The sequence below is a fragment of the Faecalicatena contorta genome, from assembly GCF_003149105.1.
GTDB lineage: Bacteria > Bacillota > Clostridia > Lachnospirales > Lachnospiraceae > Muricomes > Muricomes contortus_C.
On record NZ_QGDS01000025.1, the window covers coordinates 14091 to 32728 of the forward strand.

The following is an 18638-nucleotide window of genomic DNA, read 5'->3' on the forward strand; positions in this document are numbered from 1 at the left end:
TTATTATTTCCATTCACCATATTTTGCAACTACTTTATCTTTAATCATCTGACAGAATTCATCTGTTACTTTGAAGTCATTTACTACTGTGTACCAGTATCCGTTGCTCTCCAGGAATTCCTTTTCGTATTTGATTGCTGCGAATACATCGTCCCATGTGATACCCATTCCTTCCGGACGAATCTCAACACCTGCCCGGTGGATGATATCCAGGATTCCGTCAGGGTCATTTCCTCCCATGGCCGAACCTACAAAGATTCCTAAGCATACCGGCTGTCCATGAATGAATTTCTTCTTTGTCATATACTCTAATGTATAGAATAAGAAATGGTCGCTTCCTTCAATGGGTCTTGGGTTCCATCCATTGTTGTGGAAAGCTCCGCCGCCCCATCTTAATCCTTCAGTCAGGATACGGATTCCCTTTTCATTCAGTGCGCAGATATCATCAAGTCCGTCTACAACTGACTGATATACTTCCCTTACCTCGTCTACCATCTCCTGGTCATAGGGCCACTTCTCTTCGCATTTACCCTGGTCTGCCGCATATTTCCAGTCAAACATGGAGTTGTTGTAGCAGAGAACATCACACACACCGCTTCTGTTCAGGGCTTTTGGTCCGTTCTGGATCACATCATAATCAATGTATACTGCGACTGGCTCTACATATCCCACATATCTTACGACACTGTTAAAACGAACCCCTGCGCGATGTCCGAATACTGCGTTCGTTGCAATAGCAGTCGGAACCTGATACAAAGGCATGTGGCTTTTCCATGCTACCATCTTTGCATAGTCAACAGACTGACCGCCGCCAAGACCAATCACAGATTCAAACTTAGGAAGGTTCTCAACATTTGCCATAATTTCATCGTATTCTAATGTCTTCACAAAATGAACGATGCAATCCTCATCAAACTCATCTTTGAATTTGTCCCATAAGTCTTCCATTGTAACAACCAGATAGGGTCTTTGTACGATATTCTTCAATTCTCCCACCAGGTTGCGTCCGTAAATCGTTGTAAATAATTTCTTTGCCATAACACATCTCTCCTTTTCACTCATTTTAATGCTGTTAACTCATACCTCTTGAACTGCTAATATTCAAGAACGTATTTATAAATCATTCTTAAACACTATTTATAAATACTATTTAATATTATAATACTCGTACATATCCAATATGTCAATTCTTACAAATCTACAAATAAATCACTCTTTTTTTGTATACTTTTGCTAAATACATTCAGATATCAAAAAACATATTTCCGCATAATTTTATGTGATTATTTATTCTTTTGTTCTAAAAACGAAAGATTCAGAAATGCAGGATTCCATACTTCTTGAGCTACTAATGTTCAAAAAGGCAAAAGACAAGTATTCGAAGAACTAATCTGTAAATTGCTACATTGATTATATGAGGCGGAACAATAAATACTTAGAAGGCATTGAGGTACTGCTGTTAGAAAATTCTACGGATATTGCTGAGAAAACCATACGAAAACTGCAATATGAAGAAATGTCAAGAGACATTGAGCCCCTGTCCTGGTGGAAGGGGCTTGCTATCAGACTCAAATATGTTGATAAGTCCATAAAAAGTTAAAGAAAGACTTCGTTATTTATTTCAAAATGCCCTTTTCCACTTCATAATAAATACGAAAGCCCCGCAAAAAACAACAATCAACATGAATAGAACAAAAGGATTGACGCCCCAAATAAGGCTAGTTGCTGAGGTTTGGCTGGTTTGGTTCTGCTCGACATCAGGCATCTGCATTTCTTGGCTGAACTCTTGTCCTTCATTACCGCCCCTTCCAAATCCTTCACCACCCATACCTCCGCCCATCATAGAACCGAGTGCATTCATATTAATGGAACTTGCATCAATGAGTGCGGATGAATCTGCTTCCTGCTCCGAGGTTGTGGACGGAATTGTTCCGTCAAGCTGCCCACTTATGCTTTCTGCCCTGAGTGTAATAAGTTTTTTCAGTTCAGCAACAGCAGTTTTGTATTCATCATAAGTGATAAATTTGGACGTGTCGTTTTCAACATAGCCTGCAATTTCAGTATTAAGTGAATCCACGGTATCCTCAAATTTTCCACTGTCAAAATATCCCGTCACGATCTGCTGCAAATATTCATGATACTTTGCCATATATTCTTCATTTTCAAGCAGTTTATTTAAAAGCGGGCGCTCTTCCATACTTACACCGCTGACTGGTGTGTCAATGGGAAAATTAACTACACTTGATGCGTCACCCGATTGAAATCCGCCGAAAGCAAGACCATAATCCCACGGCAAAACAGAAAGCTTTCCGTTCTTTTCATAGACATAATAGTTTTGTGCCATTGTTGAACTGTAGCTGTCAAGATTTACAACCACCGTATGTGCGGCAAAGTAGCGCAGTATCTGGTCAACATCAAAATATTTTTCTAAATCCTGCCCCTCTGAGAGTGCTTTTAGAGCCTCAATTACCCGCTTATTATCACTTTCATCCGCTTTTGTGACAGCGTTTTCAAAAATTGACGCATAACTGCTTATATTATCGTCGGTATATTCAAGAGATCCTCCGGATCCTGCACCCATTCCCCCGAATCCGCCGCCCATACCGCCAAAGCCATCGTCTTGCGGCATATTCTCATCTTGGGGCATATTTTCAAAATCCGGCATTTCGGACATTTGTCTGTTATTATCTATATCCATGTCTCCCATACCGCTCATTTTTACAGAATATAGCTGGCCGGAGCTGTCGCCGTAATTGCGCTGCATAAATTCTTCATCATAACTTTCAACGGCCAGATAAAATCCCCAATCTTCGCCGTTTAGTGAGATATTAGCGTATTCAAACAATGTGGTATTTACGCCGATATATTTCATAATATCATAAGAAATATATTCTTTCATGTAACTTGAATCTCCCATTACATTATTGACTACAAAGGATTCAAGTCCAAAACAGGTTTGACCTTTTATATATTCATTGAATTTAAGGCGAAAACTGTACCGGTCGCTATCAGAACTTGCAACCTGGCTTAAGCTGGAGTTTCCCTTCGGTCTGATGCCGACATCTTTATACTCAACACCATTAACGGTCACATTAACCATGATATATTCCTCGGCCTGGGCATTATCCAGCATAGATTGCCATGTATCTTCATCTGCTTCAATCTCAATATTGATAATCCCGGAGTCAAACAGATCAGTGACATACTCTGGCTGCGCCGCCTCTACTTCCCCCTTTTCCACAGCCATGACCATAAATATGGTGCCAATTACCAATAAAACGGCCAAGACAGCGGCTATCCATCCTAAATATTTACTTTGTATCATTTCTTCACCACCTGTACTTTCTGCCTCAACTGCATTACGACATATACTCTCCGTTATAACTTACGAGTACCGCATTTGAAACACCATCGACTTCTAAAAGCTCGTTGAGAAAAAGGGAAGACATTCCTTCAAGGCGTACTTCGACTGTAACTTCAATTCCTTCTCTGGATACAGATTTTGATTTTAAAAGATTCTTTTTGGTTTTGCTTTTTATAAGAGACATAACCTCTGATTCATTTTCGCCGTCTTCACAGCTAACCACAACAATATATGGCGTATCTGTACCTTTCTTGTTTGCAAAGAAAATCAAAATAACACCAATTACAACTGTCCCAATGATAGCAAGGGGAATCAGACCTGCGCCGATTACAATACCTGCTGATATTGACCAAAACAAAAACGCAATGTCCATCGGCTCTTTCACAGCGGTTCTGAAACGCACAATAGAAAGTGCTCCGACCATGCCAAGGGAAAGAATGATATTCGAGGTTACAGCTAAAATAATTAATGTGGTGATGAGTGTCATGGCCATTAATGAAACACCGAACGAAGCCGAATACATCACGCCGGAAAAACATTTCTTATATATAATGAAAATAAACAACCCAAGTGCAAAAGCCAGTGCCATGGCTACAATTACATCCAAAATTGAGAAGTCGGCCGCCTTCTCTAAGAAACTCGATTTAAAGATATCACTAAAACTCATAATCATCCTCCTGTTTTATATAATTCTTGCTGCCGCATATTTTGAAAAAGCTGCTGTTTGGCGGCTATGTATCTGAATAATGTCTTTGATAAATTGTGGTATAAATTCGTCGTATTTTACTTCAAGTATGGTTTCTTTTGAAGGGCGAAAGGACAAAGACTTTTCCGAAAGAAACCTATCAGGCTGATTGCTTGCACGGATATCGCTGTCTATCGTAATCCTCACATTGCCTGCTTTATATACATACGCTTCACGGTGGTATTCCACAATACTTTTTGGGCGAAGCAGCTGATATCCGATTTTTGCATAAAGTTCTGCTGCAACTGAGGAATCAATTTCTTTTAGAACCCCATAATCGCCAAGGAGCAGCCTCTCACAATGGGATTCCGTAATCCGCGCACTTGCCTTATGGCAAAGGCCGTTTAATTTCATTCTCCTTTCCAATTTTATAAAGCTGTTGTTGCTGTCATACAGCCGCAGCCGGAATTTTTCTCTATATAAATACCCATTCACCTTTTCACGTAAAACCTTATCCTCATAATTATCAAAATAAAGACTTTTTACAAGATAATGCCCTTTTGCAGCATTCTCATCCGGCTTTAAAAGAGCTTTTAGTTTACAGCTTAATTCCGCATGATCCAGCGGATTAATGTAGTGTTTCAGCTCATGTCTGAATTTCTTCATTCAATTCCTCCTTGCAATGACTTTTTTCCTGTTTGACGGCGGACTATTGCATTTACTCTTGCCATCAGAACTTTGACCGATACTGGCTTAACCATAAAATCATCAGCACCAACCTCAAAACCGAGGATTTTATCACTTTCACTGCTGGAAGAGGAAATAAAGATAATCGGCATATCTTTTGATTTTCGTATTTCTTTGCATACCGAAAATCCATCAAGTTCAGGCAGAGCCGTATCTATAATTACTATATCAAAATCTGTTTTCCCACACATCTGGACAGCGCTGATTCCATCTCTGGCTTCGAATACATTGAATCCAGCGGATATAGCGGATTCTCTTATATCTTTGCTGATGTTATTTTCACCTGTTGCAATTAAAAAGTTAATCATGCAAAATCCCCCTTTTTAGAATCCGGCCCTGCCTTTCGGCAGTGCCGCTATAAGTTAATCTTTAGTTTCCGGCTGAATCTCATCTCCTGTTTCCGGTTGAACCGCCTCTTCCATTGAGAGCTGGACCTTAGGAACCTTATCTCCCATTGCCGGTTTTTTACGCCGTTTTTCTTTGAGGGGTGCCAGCTCATATACTTCATCTACGCTATTGGCAACCTCCGGTGAATGACTGACAATGATGATACACTTGTTTTCTTCTTTTGCAAGATGCTGGAAAATATCCATGATTTCTTCCTGCGTAGTCAAATCCAAGTTTCCAGTCGGTTCATCCGCAAGGATAATGTCCGGATTATAGGATAACGCCCGTGCAATAGCAACCCTTTGCTGTTCACCGCCGGACAGTTTCAAAATGCGGCGTTTTGCCAGAACTTCATCCAGCTCAACTTTATCAAGAAGCCCCATAGCCAGTTTGCGTTTCTCCGGTATATGCTTACCTGATGCTCTCATGGAAAGCTCAACATTTTCAACCGCTGTCAAATGAGGAAGCAGATTAAACTGCTGAAAGACAACACCGACATAATAACTGCGGTATTTATACCGGTCAATCTTTCTGACATCTTTGCCGTCAAAGATAATGGCGCCCTCTGTGGGGGATGTAAGTCCTGACAGAAGCGAAAGTAATGTTGTTTTTCCGGCACCGGAGCGTCCAACAATTGCATATACTCTGCCTTTTTCAAATTCATAATTGATGCCTTCTAAAACCTTAGTGGATTTGTTGTATGAAAACCCAACATTTCTTAATGAAAGAATACTCATGATTACTTCCTCCTTTTATTTAAGTCCTGTTTGCAAGAATCTTAAGCGGCTCATATCTGAGAACAAAAATGACTCCTGCCAGACTTGAAAGAATTGTTAATAATATGCCTATACCAACGAGCTGTCCCAGAATGTCAAGACTGATTGTAGCATCTATAGTGTCCAGATATTCCACGGCATTTGCAGAGTTTCCAAACATGCCTCCAGAGCCTCCTGCCTGTCCTCCGCCTTGACCGCCTCCGCCGGGTCTGCCGAAGTTTTGCTGTTGTGAATCTTGTGCTGCTTCCTGAGCAGATACCTGCGAAGCCAGCAGATTGTTAGATACAGGTACTGATGCCGCTGCACCGATTCCTGTGCCTATTATAACTGAGATAAATGTAACTGCTAAAAGTTCGGTTATATACTGCATGGCAACCTTGCCTTTTTTAATTCCAATTGCGGTTAGTACACCCACTTCATATTTGCGCTCACGTATGTTGAAGATATTGAGGACAATCAAAATGATTGCGCCCACTCCAAGGATAATAAACAGAAGTGTTGTAGCAAAGCTGCTCAGATTTTCAAGGGGAACCAGACTTGATTCATAATTGTTTATATCACTTGATGAAAGTGTATAATATTCAGAAAGACCTTTACTTGTAAGCTCTTTGCTGAAACTCTCATAATTGGTCTTATCAGAGAAAACATATGTGCCGGAAGTCTGCATACTAAGGGCTGTAGTTGTTTCATTGCCATTGTCATCCGTTGATGTCGTCGCAACAGATTCAGAGTTATCGGTAACAGCCTTCAGTGCATTATAGCTGATACAAATCAGATTGGCCGGATCTTGTGCTGTTGAAAATCTCATTTGATTACTTGAATCTGTAGAACTTGTATTGGTATAGATGCCGGAAATGGTAAATGAATAGGTTTCATCCTCGGCACTTGGGTTTGCAAGAGTGATTGTATCACCCACTGAAAGACCATTGAACACAGCAAGTTCATTGCTGATCAGGCAATTTAAGTCTGACGATTCTACATCAAACATTTCACCGGAGGATATTTTTGATTCCCCTGAAATAAACTTTGTCATGGCACTCTCGCTGGAATAACCGGTGATTGAAAAATCGCCCATTGTCATTCCGCCGAACCCGCCGCTGGCCATACCATTACCCATGCCTCCGCCCATACCACCGGGCATATCGTTCTGGTTATTGTCTGAATCACTGGAATCTGATGAACTTTCCGTACTGTATGCTTCAATATCTCCCGCAGCGTCCAGTGAAGCGGATGCAGTGTAATAAAATTCTTTCACATAATCAGACTCCGAATAGGTTTTCAATTCATCTAAACTTAAGTCCGAATATTGCTGCATCAGTTCCCGCATAGCACTCATATCAGCCTGATCACCGCTATCTGTATCGCCTTGCGCACTTTCCATAAGTTTTTGTCTGTCCACCGAAATGGAGCCTGTAATTGTTTGGTTTTCGAGTCCTGTTTCCTTTGCTGTATTGGCGGCACTTTTTATCGCAAGTGCTATACTGGACGAAGCGGCAATTGTCACTACAATAATCCCAATCAGGATATTGCGCCCTTTAGACCGGGTAATACTTTTAAATGCGTTGATTAATATCATCATCATGCATTCCTCCTAAAATAATTTTTTTATAATTCAAATTACTGTGCTTATAAATATCATCATTCCACCAGACACTCTCCCCCTCTCTCATTTTTTGTATGAGTAGATTTTAATCATTTAAAAGGTTGGTCTAAAGTCTATTTGTTGAGGGTTCTGTGAAAGTCTGATGAAGATTACGAAATTTTTAATGGAGCAAAGAGTCTGGCTTGCCAGACTCTCGCGCCGAAGCGCGGTCACTTTAGAGGCCATTTTCCTTATGCGCGCAGTGCGCATTCCCGGATGGATTTTATATAATAGGAAATTGCATTTCCTATTATATAAAAAACACCGGCGTCCACAGTGGAAAGCCGGTGTTTACCAGATATTCAAATTTTTTTACTTTTTCATTTCAAACCAGAACGTGCTGCCTTTGCCTTCTTCACTTTGGACACCGTAAGCAGCAGAATGCAGTTCAAGGGAATTCTTGACAATAGACAGGCCGAGACCTGTTCCCACAACCGCACGTTTATGCACTTCGTTGGATTTGTAATATCTATCCCAAATATTATTCAGCTTGTCTGCAGGAATACCATTCCCGAAATCAGTTACGGTAAAACGTACTTTATTGCCTAAATCCTCAAGAGACACTCTTATGGTTTTATTTTCTCCGGTGTAATTAACTGCATTGCTAATTAAATTATAAAGTATGCGCCGCAGGTACTGCTCACTGCCCTGCACATAGAGATGGCTGTCAATATCTGTTTCAAAGACATACCCCTCACGGTAAGATAAAACTTCAAAACTTGATAAGGTATCTTTGAGGCACATGCTTAAATCAACTTCTGTTTTCACAATTTCTGCATTGCCCGATTCAAGTTTGGATAATTCCAGAATTTCATTGACCATTCCGGAAAGCCAATCGGCTTCTTTCACAATCTGCTGACTGTGTGCCTTTTGTTTATCAGGATTTTCTCCGCCAATATCTCTGATCATTTCGCCGTACATTTTAATAATCGTAAGGGGTGTTTTCAAATCATGAGATATATTGGCAATAAAGTCTTTCCGGTAATTATCCAATTTAGAAAGTTCGTGCGTGGCATAATTGAGGGTGGAAGCCAACTGATAAATTTCAGTATAGCTTTCGCCTTCAAAATTCACTTTCATATCACCGGCAGCCAGTTTTTCGGCTGATTTGGTCAGCTTTATAATTGGCTTTGACATTTTTCTTGAAATAAGCTGTGCTATAATAAGGGATAAAACAAAAATGATAGCTGTAATAACGATAAACTGTGTACTTAACACGGTTGTGGTTGAGTCAATGGGAGGAACGGGGCTGATAATACAAAGATAATTTAAATCTCCCCTTACTCCTTCCACTTTAGCAACATAAACAATCTGGGACATCTCATTTGTGCCTGTTTCAGCCGAAAAATGAACATGGTCATCATCCGTTTTGCTGAATTCTTCTTCTATTCTATCAAAAAACCCCATCGGAAAATGATTTAGGCCCGGCTGCATTGTCATACCGAACCCATCTGATCCCCTTGCTATCTCACCATTTTTATCAAGCAGAGTAATTCTGAGATTATTTTTAAAGGCATATTCACTCATGATATTGTTAAAATCAAAATTTTTGTATTCGTCAACCACTTTCTCGCCAATTTTAACAATTTCATTTGTTTTCATACTCATGTAAAATGTACTCAAAAATAAAAACTGCAGTGCCCACAAGACAAGCAGGATGAGTGCTGAAAATATCATTAAATACAGCCAATTTTTGAATTTTAACCCCTTCAAATCAACCTTCAAAACGATATCCAACTCCTCTCAGCGTGGCTATTTTTTCTTTATAATCACCAAGACTGACCCTTAATGTTTTGATATGAGTGTCAACCGTCCGGTCATCGCCATAAAAATCATAGCCCCATACCTCGGTAAGAAGTTTTTCACGGCTAAGTGCAATATTTTGATTCTTGACCAGATAAAACAGCAACTCATATTCTTTAGGAGTCAGTTCAGTTTTTGTCCCATCGATTACAACACTTCTTGCTGTAATATCCACTTCAAGTCCATCAAACTTATAAATTTCATGAACGTCATTTGCCTGCACTGTGCGTCCTGAATTACGGTTTATAATTACATTGATGCGTGCAAGGACTTCTCTGGGAGAAAAGGGTTTCGTAACATAATCATCAATGCCAAGTTCAAAACCGAATAACTTATCATATTCTTCGGAACGGGCAGACAGCATCAAAATAGGTATGTCTTTTATTTTCCGTATTTCTTTACTGGCTGTAAACCCATCAAGCTTTGGCATCATAACATCCATGATAATTACATCAAAGTCCTGATCTTTGCAGATGTTTACAGCCTGCATTCCATCACTTGCTTCGACAACCTCATAATTCATAAATTCTGCATATTCTTTTAAGCCTTTACGAATGGCCTCTTCATCATCAACAATTAAAATTTTGCTCATTGCTTTATCCCCCGACTTTTATATGTAAACTATACTCATTGTGTATTTTCATTACCGCCTGAACCTCCGGGCGGCATTCCCTGTCCCATCTGAGGCATGGATTCTTGTATTTTATCGGCCTGCTCCTGTGTAAGAATTCCTTCCGAAACCATACCAGAAAACATATCGGAAAACATATCCGTTCCGCCGCCGGATGCACCATCCTGACGGTTTTCACGCGCACTTTGCATTTGTTCTTCCATGTATTCCTCCATCTTATCTGCTGTCGCCTGATCAATCGTTCCATCTTCAACAAACTGGCTGAAATCCATGCCGCCGCGCATACCAGCGCCACCGTTTGGTATCTCTCCATTTGGCATATTACCATCAAAACTCCCCTGACCGTTATCACCCCATTGATTTTGCTGATTCTGCTCTGTGCCTGCTGCCGCGCCGGATTTATTTCCAAGTGTATAAGCCACAAAACCAACACCACCAATCACAGCAACGGCTGCTAAAATAACGATTCCATTTCTGATATTACTATTCATATAAATACCTTCTATTTATTTATTCCCTTTCTTTTATTGTGGCTTTATTGTATCTGTTAATTGTGTTGTAATAATGTTCGCTTTGTGAAGAAATGAAAAAAAGACTCGTATATATACAAAGTGGTGCCGGAGTTTTAGCTCCGGCACCACTTCTAGTTATTTCATCTATTTCTTTATAATCTCCAGCACTTCTTCTTTTTCCGGCATAGAGCGTATAGCCCCTTTTCTTGTCGTAATCAATGCTGCTGCCGCATTGGCAAATGTAAGCATCTCGCCAAGCTGCTCTTCTGTCAGGTTGTCCAAACCATATTCCAGCACATAATTCAGTGCACTTCCACAGAAGGTGTCTCCTGCACCGGTAGTCTCTATGGTGTTCATTTTAAAGCCGCCTCTCTCTACACGCATATCTTTATAATAAGCGCGGCTTCCATCTTTTCCAAGAGTGAGCAAAATCAACGGAATATGATATTTCTCCTGAAGATACTGAATTCCTTCATCATAATCTTCTTTGCCTGAGACAAACTGAATCTCGTTATCTGAAATTTTCAAAATATCACAAAACTGAAATCCGTACTCCATCTGTTCTTTGGCTAAATCAAGAGAACTCCAGAGAGGAGGACGCAGGTTTGGGTCAAAAGAAATCAAAAGGCCATTCTCCTTTGCGATATCCAATGCTTTTTTTGTAGCTTTGCGGACACCTTCATGAGTCATGGATAATGTGCCAAAATGGAATAGTTTTGTCTGTTTCAGAAATTCCGGGTCCACCTCATCTTCTGTAAGCATCATATCGGCACCTGGATTTCTATAGAAGGAGAACTCCCTGTCTCCATCAGGAAATGTATGTACAAAAGCCAGGGTTGTATTGACTTCCGAATCCATCCGCAGGTCCGAGGTTCCAATTCCCACCTGGTCCAATGTATTTTTTAACAGAACCCCGAACTGGTCCGTTCCTACTTTTCCCAGAAATGCCGTCTTTCTGCCTAATTTATTCAGCATAGCAAGCACATTACAGGGAGCGCCGCCAGGGCAGGCTTCAAACATATTATTGCCCTGCTCGCTTTCTCCACTCATTGTAAAATCAATCAGTAGTTCCCCTATTGCTATTACATCTAATTGTTTCTCCATAGCCATATCTCCTCATATTCCATATTTGTTACTAGTTTAACGCAAATTTTGCTTTTACACAATCCTAATTAAAATATACCAGTTCCTCTATCGGCTCGGCCGTCTCTATATGTTCTGCTTCCAGAACCGGCCCTACGCCGCGGTATACAGAAACCCGCTGAAAGCCTATTTTAGCCCGTACAGTTACCCATTCTCCAGGTTTTAACTTAGGGGCATAGGCACTTTTACATACATAGCCAAGAAATGTAGTATCATCTGCACAGCATGTCATAGCCATACGCCCGGGGAAAAACACCTTTGAAGGAAATCCCTTCGGCTTCATTACTCTTGCTGTAAATTTTACCGTTTTCCCCTTATATCTATCCGGATTATCCATCACATCCACATACCAGATGCCATAGTCTTCCCGGCGCACTTCAACAACCGGAGCACTCAAATCATAGGGAACAGCATCTGCAAAAATATTCTCCACTTCACCCTTTTCATCTTCAAATATGACTTCCGCCTGGGGACTTACTACCTTAACACTGCGTCTGTAGCCCGCCAGAGGTTTTTTATCTGTACAGCGGTTAAATATCACCATCTCCGAATCCCGGACCATTTCCACAAACAGCGGCTTTAAATTAGCCAGATACGTCTGAAAAGTACTGGCATCCACTGTAGTAAGCTTCTGCTCAATTCCCCACCCTGCAGGCAGCTTCAGTGCCTCAAAATCACTAACCTTCCACATGCCGTTGTACTCCACAACGACACGCTCCGGTTTGTATTTTTTATTCAGTTCTTCAAGCCAGGCTTCTGTCAAATCTTTCTGGTCATGGACACGCTCTATTTTAACATCATATTCCTGCAGTTCCTGAGGGTCATATTCTCCTTCACCCTCCTCGCAAAGAATCAGCAGCGTTGTCCCTTCCACCTGAAAATAATCCTGTTTCAGTGTAAATTTTAGAAATTCCGTTTTTCCGCTGTCCAAAAATCCAGTTATCAGATATACCATTACATCAGGCTCTGTCATCCTCTATCTCTCCAATCTTCCATCGGATTATCCTGTACTCTTCGCTCAGGATTATTCTACTCCAAATAATTCCGCCAGTTTTACTTCATTCAGGTCTGAACCGATTACACAAATTCTGCCTGTATATTCCGGCCCGCCGCTGCGTACTTCATATTCCTCGGGAACCATATCAAAATAAATCCATTCGCCATCTCCTGCTACCATTCCTTTTGCACGGAGAACTACTCCCAGTGATTTATCCGACTCTAACGTTCCGAGAATATGATCAATTTCATCCCTGTTATATACATTCACCGTCTCCCGGCCCCAGCTTGTAAATACTTCATCTGCATGGTGATGGCCATGTTCATGCTCGTGGTGATGGCCATGCTCGTGGTGATGATCGTGCCCGTGATGATGATCGTGCTCGTGATGGCCTTCACAGCCGCAGCCTTCTCCATGCTCATGATGGCCTCCGCACCCGCAGCCTTCTCCATGCTCATGATGGCCTCCACAGCCGCAGGTGTGGTCATGTTCATGGTGTCCTCCGCAAGCCGGGCATGCCATTTCATCCAGCAGTTCTTCTTCCAGAGATTTGCTGTCCTCCATAACTTTTAACAGCTTCTCCCCAGATAACCGGGCAATCGGCGTAGTAATAATGGGGGCCTTTTTATTTAATTCTCTGAGAATCTCATAACTTTCTTCTACCTTTTCCGGTTTTGCCTTATCAGTACGGCTTAAAATAATTGCTCCTGCATACTCTACCTGATTACTAAAGAATTCACCGAAGTTATTTTTATAAAGCCTGCACTTCGTGGCATCCACCACTGTCGTAAAACTGTTCAGCTCTACATCAATCTCGCTTTGTACATCCTGAACTGCTTTTATCACATCGGAAAGTTTTCCCACTCCCGATGGCTCAATCAGGATTCTGTCCGGGTGGTATGTATCCACCACTTCTTTCAGAGATACTCCAAAATCGCCAACTAAAGAACAACAGATACAGCCGGAATTCATTTCTCGGATTTCAATTCCTGCTTCCTTCAGAAATCCTCCGTCAATTCCAATTTCACCGAACTCATTTTCTATCAGTACAACCTGCTCTCCCTGAAATGCTTCTTTTAGCATTTTTTTAATAAATGTTGTTTTCCCCGCTCCAAGAAATCCGGAAATAATATCAATTTTTGTCACGATAACTGCCTCCTACTTCATTTCCAATAAAACCGGGCAATGGTCTGAGCCCATAATTTCTGTCAGTATTTTCGCATCAACCAGCCTGTCCTTTAGGCTTTCCGAAACACAGAAATAGTCAATACGCCACCCCGCGTTCTTCTCTCTGGCTCGGAAACGGTAAGACCACCAGGAATAAATTCCCTCCTGCTCAGGATAAAAGTACCGGAAGGTATCAATAAACCCTGCATCTAAAAGCTCTGTAAACTTCTGGCGCTCCTCATCTGTAAAACCGGCATTTCTCCGGTTGTTCTTCGGATTTTTCAAATCCATTTCTTTATGGGCTACATTCATGTCTCCGGTTACCACAACTGGTTTATTTTCTTCCAGTTTTTTCAGATAAGCACGGAAATCGTCCTCCCATTTCATACGATAATCCAATCTGGCAAGCTCATTCTGGGAATTTGGAGTGTATACGGTCACAAAGTAGAAATCTTCATACTCCAAAGTGATGACGCGTCCTTCCTGATCGTGTTCCTCAATCCCAATTCCATATGCCACAGACAATGGTTCTGTTTTCGTAAATACTGCTGTACCTGAGTAACCTTTCTTTACCGCATAATTCCAGTATTGGTGGTATCCCTCTAAATCCAGCTCTAACTGGCCTTCCTGCATTTTTGTTTCCTGCAGGCAGAATATATCTGCATCGGCTTCGTGGAAAAATTCCAGAAAACCCTTCTGCACACATGCACGGATTCCATTTACATTCCATGATATAAGTTTCATACTGACCTCCTTATCTTTTGCAGACAAAAGTATATCAAATTCTTACTCATAATAAACATCCTTCAAAAACAGTCCCCGCGCCGGAGCAAGAAATCCGGCATATTCCCGATTTCCGGCCTTCAAGGCTTTTGCCGCCTCTTCCGGCTGTTTCTGCCCGGTGCCGATTTCCAGCAATGTCCCGGTCAAAATACGAACCATATGATACAGAAAACCTGTCCCATAATACTCCACCCGTATTTTGCTGTCCTGTTTCTCAATGATTATATCATAAATCGTCCGTATTGTGGATAGTTCATCTTTTTTATCTGTAAACCCCGCAAAGTCATGGGTGCCTATCAGATATCCTGCTGCCTTCTGCATCGCAGGAACGTCCAGTTCATAAGGATAATGATAACAATATTTCCTCGTAAAGACATCCGGTTTTTCCCGGGTATCTACGAAATACTCATACCGTTTTCCTTTCGCATTCAAACGTGCATGAAATCCATTTTTTACAAGCAGCATTTCTTTTACCCGGACATCCTCCGGCAGTGCTGCATTTAAATTGGAACGGAATTCCGTGGCATCTACCTTACCCGACAGGGTCACACTGGCTGTCTGCCCTTTTGCATGCACACCGCTGTCCGTTCTGCCGGAACCGTCTATTTCTGTTTTACGTCCTGTAACCTGTGTAATCGCTTCTTCTAATATCCCCTGTATGGTCATCCCGGTTGTCTTTTGTCTCTGCCAGCCCTGATATCTTGCGCCGTCATATACTATCGTCAACTTATATGTCCGCATATTCCTCCACTTTCCTATCTTTTAAAAAGAGTACCCTTCCGCACAGCATACTCACTACATCCAAATCATGGGATACAAATAAATAACATATCTTTTCCTTCTCCTGCAATTCCCGCAGCAGCTCAATTATCTGCGCCTGTACCGTTACGTCCAGAGCAGACAACGGCTCATCTGCTAAAATGAATTTTGTTCCCGTCAGCAAGGCCAGTGCAATACTTATGCGCTGCCGCTGCCCCCCGCTTAATTCTCTTGGATAACGGTGATAAAATTCAGGCAGAAGATGTACCTGTCTCAGCATTTCTTCTGCTTTTTGACGGCGCTCCTCTCTGGAATATCCGCCCTGTACCTTTAAAGGCTCTTCCAGAATCCATCCGATTGTCTTTCTTGGATTCAAAGACCGGAAAGGGTCCTGAAATATCATCTGCGGGCGTTTTGTGTGATGTATAATCTCTCCATCATATTCCTTGAGAAGCCCGAGGACACACTTACACAATGTAGATTTTCCGCTTCCGCTTTCTCCCACAAGGCCTACAATTTCACCCTCGTATAATGTAAAAGAGACATCTTCCAGCACCTGCCTCTTTTTCTTCCCTTCTTTATAAAATGCATTCACATGTTTTAATTCCAGGACTTTTTCTGCCATCTCACTCACCTGCCTTTGCTTTTAAAAGCTTGTAGAAAGCACTGCTTTTCGTCCGCCCCGGAATTGCTGCAATCAAGTCCTTCGTATACTGTGTCCGGGGATCCTCAAATATTTGCTCTGTAGGACCCTCTTCCAGTATCACGCCGTCTTTCATGACCAGTACGCGGCTGCACAGCTCGTTTACAACTCTTAGATTGTGTGAAATGAACAAAATCCCCATGTTGTACTTTTTGTTTATTTTTTTTAACAGTTTTAGTATGCTTTCCTGGGTTCCCACATCTAAAGCCGTTGTCGGTTCATCTGCAATCAACAACCTTGGCCTGCACACAATTGCAGCGGCAATCATAACCCTCTGGCGCATTCCCCCTGATAACTCATGAGGAAATTTCCCATATAATAAATCCGGACGCTCCAATTCTACATCTTCCAAAGCTCTTATTACCTTTTTTCTGCGCTCCTCCTTTGAAAGCCTGGTATGGAGAATCAGCGCTTCTTCCACCTGTTTTCCGATTTTCATCGTTGGGTTGAGTGCAGTCATGGGCTCTTGAAATATCATACTGATATCCCTGCCCTGAATGTCCCTCATTTCCTTTGGGGATAACGCTAAAAGGTCTGTTTGGTCCAGTAAAATACGTCCTTCGTCCAAAACCTCATGTTCTTTTGTAAGCCCCGCTATTGTCAAAGCCGTCATGGTTTTTCCGGAGCCGGATTCCCCGACAATCCCCAGGATTTCACTTTCCTGCATATGAAAAGAAATGCCTCTTACAGCTTCCTGTATTTTTCCTTTGTCCTCAAAATGGAGGGACAGATTCTCTACTCTCAGCATTACCGTCCACCTCCGAACCTGTCCAGAATCCCTTCACCAAGCATCCCTACGCCAAGTACCAAAAGTACCAGGAATACCCCTGGGAAAATTGCACACCACGGCCCGCTGGCCAGGTAGGTCTGTGACTCCGACAGCATCCGGCCCAGACTTGCATCCGGAGGCTGTACGCCGATTCCAAGATAACTCATGCCTGCTTCCTGGACAACCGCATTATTGAAACCAATTGCCAGAGAAGACAATAGAGCCGGCAGGATATTAGGCAAAATATGAACAAACAAAATTCTCGGCGTAGAAACTCCTATGAGTTTCGCACTGATCACATAATCCGCTTCCCTGCAGCGCAGAAATTCTCCCCGCACAATTCTGGCAAAACTGGGGATAAACGCAATACCCAGAGCCAGCATGACTTTGTATTTTCCGGTTCCCCATATACTGATAATGACTAACGCTAACAATACGCTTGGAAAAGCGGCCAGTGCATCATTCACCCTCATCAGCATTTCATCCAGCCAGCCGCCGAAATACCCGGTCACTGCTCCTGCAATAATCCCGATTCCGCCGCCGATTAAAACCGTTCCAAGTGCAATACTCAAAGTGCTCCCGGCTCCCACCAGCACCCGGCTGAATACGTCTCTTCCGAACTGGTCTGTCCCAAAAATATGGACAAAATCAGGAGCATTCAGTTTAACAGAGCCCTGCATAGCCTCCGGGTCATAGGGAGACCATAAAAAGCCTAGTACGATAAGGCCTACCATTACAATAGTAAGAAGCAGACCAAATACAAAGTTATAACCAGTTTTTCCCAATTTCCTTTTATTTATTCCCAACTGTCTCAATTTCGTACCCCTACACTTCAATCCGCTTGTCCAGTTTCCGGTATAACAAATCTACAATTACATTAATCACTAGAATCACAACGGCAATCAAGACAATGACAGCCTCCACCACCGGATAGTCCCGTTTTGAAATCGAGGAAATCAGAGTACGTCCCAGCCCTGGTATTCCAAACACCTGCTCTATAACAATACTGTTGGTAATGACATCTGCAATTGCCCATCCAAGAAAGGTAATCACCGGAAGGATACCGTTGCGGATAACATGCCGCATCAGCACCCGCCAAAAACCATTTCCCCGGCTCATTGCTGTACGCACATAATCCTGCCTCATTTCTGCCAGCAGAGAATTTCTCAGCATTTTTGTAGTCATAGCCGCTTTCGGCAGTGCAATGGCAGCCCCGGGTAGAATCAAATAACCCAGGAAACCGCTTATGCTCTCCGTATAAGGTACATATCCTCCGGGAGTGAATAACCGAAACAGTAATCCAAACAGAACCGTAAAAACGATTCCTATGAAAAACGGCGGAACCGACATTGTAATCTGGTTAAAAATTAAAAACAGCCTGTCCACAAGCTTGTTTTCATATCTCACACACAGCACGCTGACCGGTATGGAAAATAAAATAATAAAAAAGAACGCTATCACAGTAAGCGTAATTGTAATTGGAATCTTATCCCCAATCATATCCCTCACCGGAATCTGATAAGAGTAAGAAGTCCCCATATCTCCCATAACAAACTCTCCCAGCCACTGTCCATAACGCTGCGGCAGGGGACGGTTTAAGCCCATCTCCTCCCGCAGAGCCTGGACCTTGCCCTCTGTAGCCTCTGTACCGAGGATTGTCCGTGCAGGGTCTCCTGGAATTACTTCAAAAGCAAGGAAGGCAAGTATGCTGACAATTAATAATGTGATTATAAGACCTGCTATTTTCTTGATAACAAATTTCATACCTGC

At 42.1% G+C, this 18638-nt stretch carries 19 protein-coding genes and 1 pseudogene; 1 reads left to right on the plus strand and 19 read right to left on the minus strand.

Annotated elements, in window-relative coordinates; genetic code table 11:
• Window positions 1–3: 3 nt before the first annotated feature.
• Window positions 4–1038, minus strand: coding sequence for an iron-containing alcohol dehydrogenase (locus A8805_RS20950; RefSeq protein WP_109714661.1), 1035 nt, complete (start codon window positions 1036–1038; stop codon window positions 4–6).
• A gap of 376 nt (window positions 1039–1414) precedes the next feature.
• On the opposite strand from A8805_RS20950, the gene A8805_RS22410 reads away from it, so the two are divergent.
• Window positions 1415–1600: a hypothetical protein gene (locus tag A8805_RS22410; RefSeq protein WP_109714662.1), complete on the plus strand. Its 186-nt coding sequence runs from the start codon at window positions 1415–1417 to the stop codon at window positions 1598–1600.
• Between the two features lie 21 nt (window positions 1601–1621).
• Here A8805_RS22410 and A8805_RS20960 read toward each other — a convergent pair whose 3' ends face one another.
• The 18 genes and pseudogenes from A8805_RS20960 to A8805_RS21045 form a co-directional block, all read right to left on the minus strand.
• The gene (locus A8805_RS20960) at window positions 1622–3325 is read right to left on the minus strand and encodes a CotH kinase family protein (RefSeq protein ID WP_207657741.1); all 1704 of its coding nucleotides are present in this window, start codon (window positions 3323–3325) and stop codon (window positions 1622–1624) included.
• 34 nt (window positions 3326–3359) lie between these two features.
• Entirely contained in the window at window positions 3360–4031 is a 672-nt protein-coding gene (locus A8805_RS20965; RefSeq protein ID WP_109714663.1) for a DUF4956 domain-containing protein, read from the minus strand.
• A 15-nt stretch (window positions 4032–4046) separates the two neighbouring features.
• Window positions 4047–4715 carry a polyphosphate polymerase domain-containing protein gene (locus A8805_RS20970; RefSeq protein ID WP_109714664.1) on the minus strand — a complete coding sequence of 223 codons (669 nt, stop codon included), beginning with the start codon at window positions 4713–4715 and terminating at the stop codon, window positions 4047–4049.
• A complete protein-coding gene (locus tag A8805_RS20975; RefSeq protein ID WP_109714665.1) occupies window positions 4712–5104 on the minus strand; it encodes a response regulator transcription factor in 393 nt (130 codons plus the stop codon). Before A8805_RS20975 ends, A8805_RS20970 begins: the two co-directional genes overlap by 4 nt.
• Before the next feature lie 153 nt (window positions 5105–5257).
• Window positions 5258–5920, minus strand: a pseudogene (locus tag A8805_RS20980) (ABC transporter ATP-binding protein); the annotation flags it as partial.
• A 19-nt stretch (window positions 5921–5939) separates the two neighbouring features.
• On the minus strand, window positions 5940–7541 hold the full coding sequence (locus tag A8805_RS20985; protein WP_207657742.1) for an ABC transporter permease: 1602 nt from the start codon (window positions 7539–7541) through the stop codon (window positions 5940–5942).
• A 372-nt stretch (window positions 7542–7913) separates the two neighbouring features.
• Window positions 7914–9209, minus strand: a complete 1296-nt coding sequence (locus A8805_RS20990; protein ID WP_181392944.1) for a HAMP domain-containing sensor histidine kinase — start codon at window positions 9207–9209, stop codon at window positions 7914–7916.
• 106 nt (window positions 9210–9315) lie between these two features.
• The gene (locus A8805_RS20995) at window positions 9316–9996 is read right to left on the minus strand and encodes a response regulator transcription factor (protein ID WP_109714668.1); all 681 of its coding nucleotides are present in this window, start codon (window positions 9994–9996) and stop codon (window positions 9316–9318) included.
• A gap of 35 nt (window positions 9997–10031) precedes the next feature.
• Window positions 10032–10526 carry a hypothetical protein gene (locus A8805_RS21000; RefSeq protein ID WP_109714669.1) on the minus strand — a complete coding sequence of 165 codons (495 nt, stop codon included), beginning with the start codon at window positions 10524–10526 and terminating at the stop codon, window positions 10032–10034.
• 165 nt (window positions 10527–10691) lie between these two features.
• On the minus strand, window positions 10692–11651 hold the full coding sequence (locus A8805_RS21005) for a carbohydrate kinase family protein (RefSeq protein ID WP_109714670.1): 960 nt from the start codon (window positions 11649–11651) through the stop codon (window positions 10692–10694).
• 64 nt (window positions 11652–11715) lie between these two features.
• Window positions 11716–12663, minus strand: coding sequence for a GTP-binding protein (locus A8805_RS21010; RefSeq protein ID WP_109714671.1), 948 nt, complete (start codon window positions 12661–12663; stop codon window positions 11716–11718).
• 51 nt (window positions 12664–12714) lie between these two features.
• Window positions 12715–13833: a GTP-binding protein gene (locus A8805_RS21015; protein WP_109714672.1), complete on the minus strand. Its 1119-nt coding sequence runs from the start codon at window positions 13831–13833 to the stop codon at window positions 12715–12717.
• A gap of 12 nt (window positions 13834–13845) precedes the next feature.
• The gene (locus A8805_RS21020; protein ID WP_109714673.1) at window positions 13846–14598 is read right to left on the minus strand and encodes an exodeoxyribonuclease III; all 753 of its coding nucleotides are present in this window, start codon (window positions 14596–14598) and stop codon (window positions 13846–13848) included.
• Between the two features lie 42 nt (window positions 14599–14640).
• A complete protein-coding gene (truA, locus tag A8805_RS21025; RefSeq protein ID WP_109714674.1) occupies window positions 14641–15378 on the minus strand; it encodes a tRNA pseudouridine(38-40) synthase TruA in 738 nt (245 codons plus the stop codon).
• A complete protein-coding gene (locus A8805_RS21030; RefSeq protein ID WP_109714675.1) occupies window positions 15365–16021 on the minus strand; it encodes an ABC transporter ATP-binding protein in 657 nt (218 codons plus the stop codon). Before A8805_RS21030 ends, truA begins: the two co-directional genes overlap by 14 nt.
• Window position 16022: 1 nt before the next feature.
• On the minus strand, window positions 16023–16847 hold the full coding sequence (locus A8805_RS21035; RefSeq protein WP_109714676.1) for an ABC transporter ATP-binding protein: 825 nt from the start codon (window positions 16845–16847) through the stop codon (window positions 16023–16025).
• On the minus strand, window positions 16847–17602 hold the full coding sequence (locus A8805_RS21040) for an ABC transporter permease (protein WP_109714691.1): 756 nt from the start codon (window positions 17600–17602) through the stop codon (window positions 16847–16849). The genes A8805_RS21035 and A8805_RS21040 overlap by 1 nt, the downstream gene beginning before the upstream one ends.
• Before the next feature lie 91 nt (window positions 17603–17693).
• The gene (locus A8805_RS21045) at window positions 17694–18632 is read right to left on the minus strand and encodes an ABC transporter permease (protein WP_109714677.1); all 939 of its coding nucleotides are present in this window, start codon (window positions 18630–18632) and stop codon (window positions 17694–17696) included.
• Window positions 18633–18638 lie beyond the last annotated feature (6 nt).

Bases quoted from the DNA above. Each gene is read 5' to 3' on its own strand.
- A8805_RS21020 (WP_109714673.1), bottom strand. From the start codon at position 14,598: ATGAAACTTATATCATGGAATGTAAATGGAATCCGTGCATGTGTGCAG.
- A8805_RS21045 (WP_109714677.1), bottom strand. From the start codon at position 18,632: ATGAAATTTGTTATCAAGAAAATAGCAGGTCTTATAATCACATTATTA.
- A8805_RS20960 (WP_207657741.1), bottom strand. From the start codon at position 3,325: ATGATACAAAGTAAATATTTAGGATGGATAGCCGCTGTCTTGGCCGTT.
- A8805_RS20990 (WP_181392944.1), bottom strand. From the start codon at position 9,209: ATGAGTATGAAAACAAATGAAATTGTTAAAATTGGCGAGAAAGTGGTT.
- A8805_RS21035 (WP_109714676.1), bottom strand. From the start codon at position 16,847: ATGCTGAGAGTAGAGAATCTGTCCCTCCATTTTGAGGACAAAGGAAAA.
- A8805_RS20975 (WP_109714665.1), bottom strand. From the start codon at position 5,104: ATGATTAACTTTTTAATTGCAACAGGTGAAAATAACATCAGCAAAGAT.
- A8805_RS20965 (WP_109714663.1), bottom strand. From the start codon at position 4,031: ATGAGTTTTAGTGATATCTTTAAATCGAGTTTCTTAGAGAAGGCGGCC.
- A8805_RS21005 (WP_109714670.1), bottom strand. From the start codon at position 11,651: ATGGAGAAACAATTAGATGTAATAGCAATAGGGGAACTACTGATTGAT.
- A8805_RS20985 (WP_207657742.1), bottom strand. From the start codon at position 7,541: ATGATGATGATATTAATCAACGCATTTAAAAGTATTACCCGGTCTAAA.
- A8805_RS20950 (WP_109714661.1), bottom strand. From the start codon at position 1,038: ATGGCAAAGAAATTATTTACAACGATTTACGGACGCAACCTGGTGGGA.
- A8805_RS22410 (WP_109714662.1), top strand. From the start codon at position 1,415: ATGAGGCGGAACAATAAATACTTAGAAGGCATTGAGGTACTGCTGTTA.
- A8805_RS20970 (WP_109714664.1), bottom strand. From the start codon at position 4,715: ATGAAGAAATTCAGACATGAGCTGAAACACTACATTAATCCGCTGGAT.
- A8805_RS21000 (WP_109714669.1), bottom strand. From the start codon at position 10,526: ATGAATAGTAATATCAGAAATGGAATCGTTATTTTAGCAGCCGTTGCT.
- truA (WP_109714674.1), bottom strand. From the start codon at position 15,378: ATGCGGACATATAAGTTGACGATAGTATATGACGGCGCAAGATATCAG.
- A8805_RS20995 (WP_109714668.1), bottom strand. From the start codon at position 9,996: ATGAGCAAAATTTTAATTGTTGATGATGAAGAGGCCATTCGTAAAGGC.
- A8805_RS21010 (WP_109714671.1), bottom strand. From the start codon at position 12,663: ATGACAGAGCCTGATGTAATGGTATATCTGATAACTGGATTTTTGGAC.
- A8805_RS21030 (WP_109714675.1), bottom strand. From the start codon at position 16,021: ATGGCAGAAAAAGTCCTGGAATTAAAACATGTGAATGCATTTTATAAA.
- A8805_RS21040 (WP_109714691.1), bottom strand. From the start codon at position 17,602: ATGGTAGGCCTTATCGTACTAGGCTTTTTATGGTCTCCCTATGACCCG.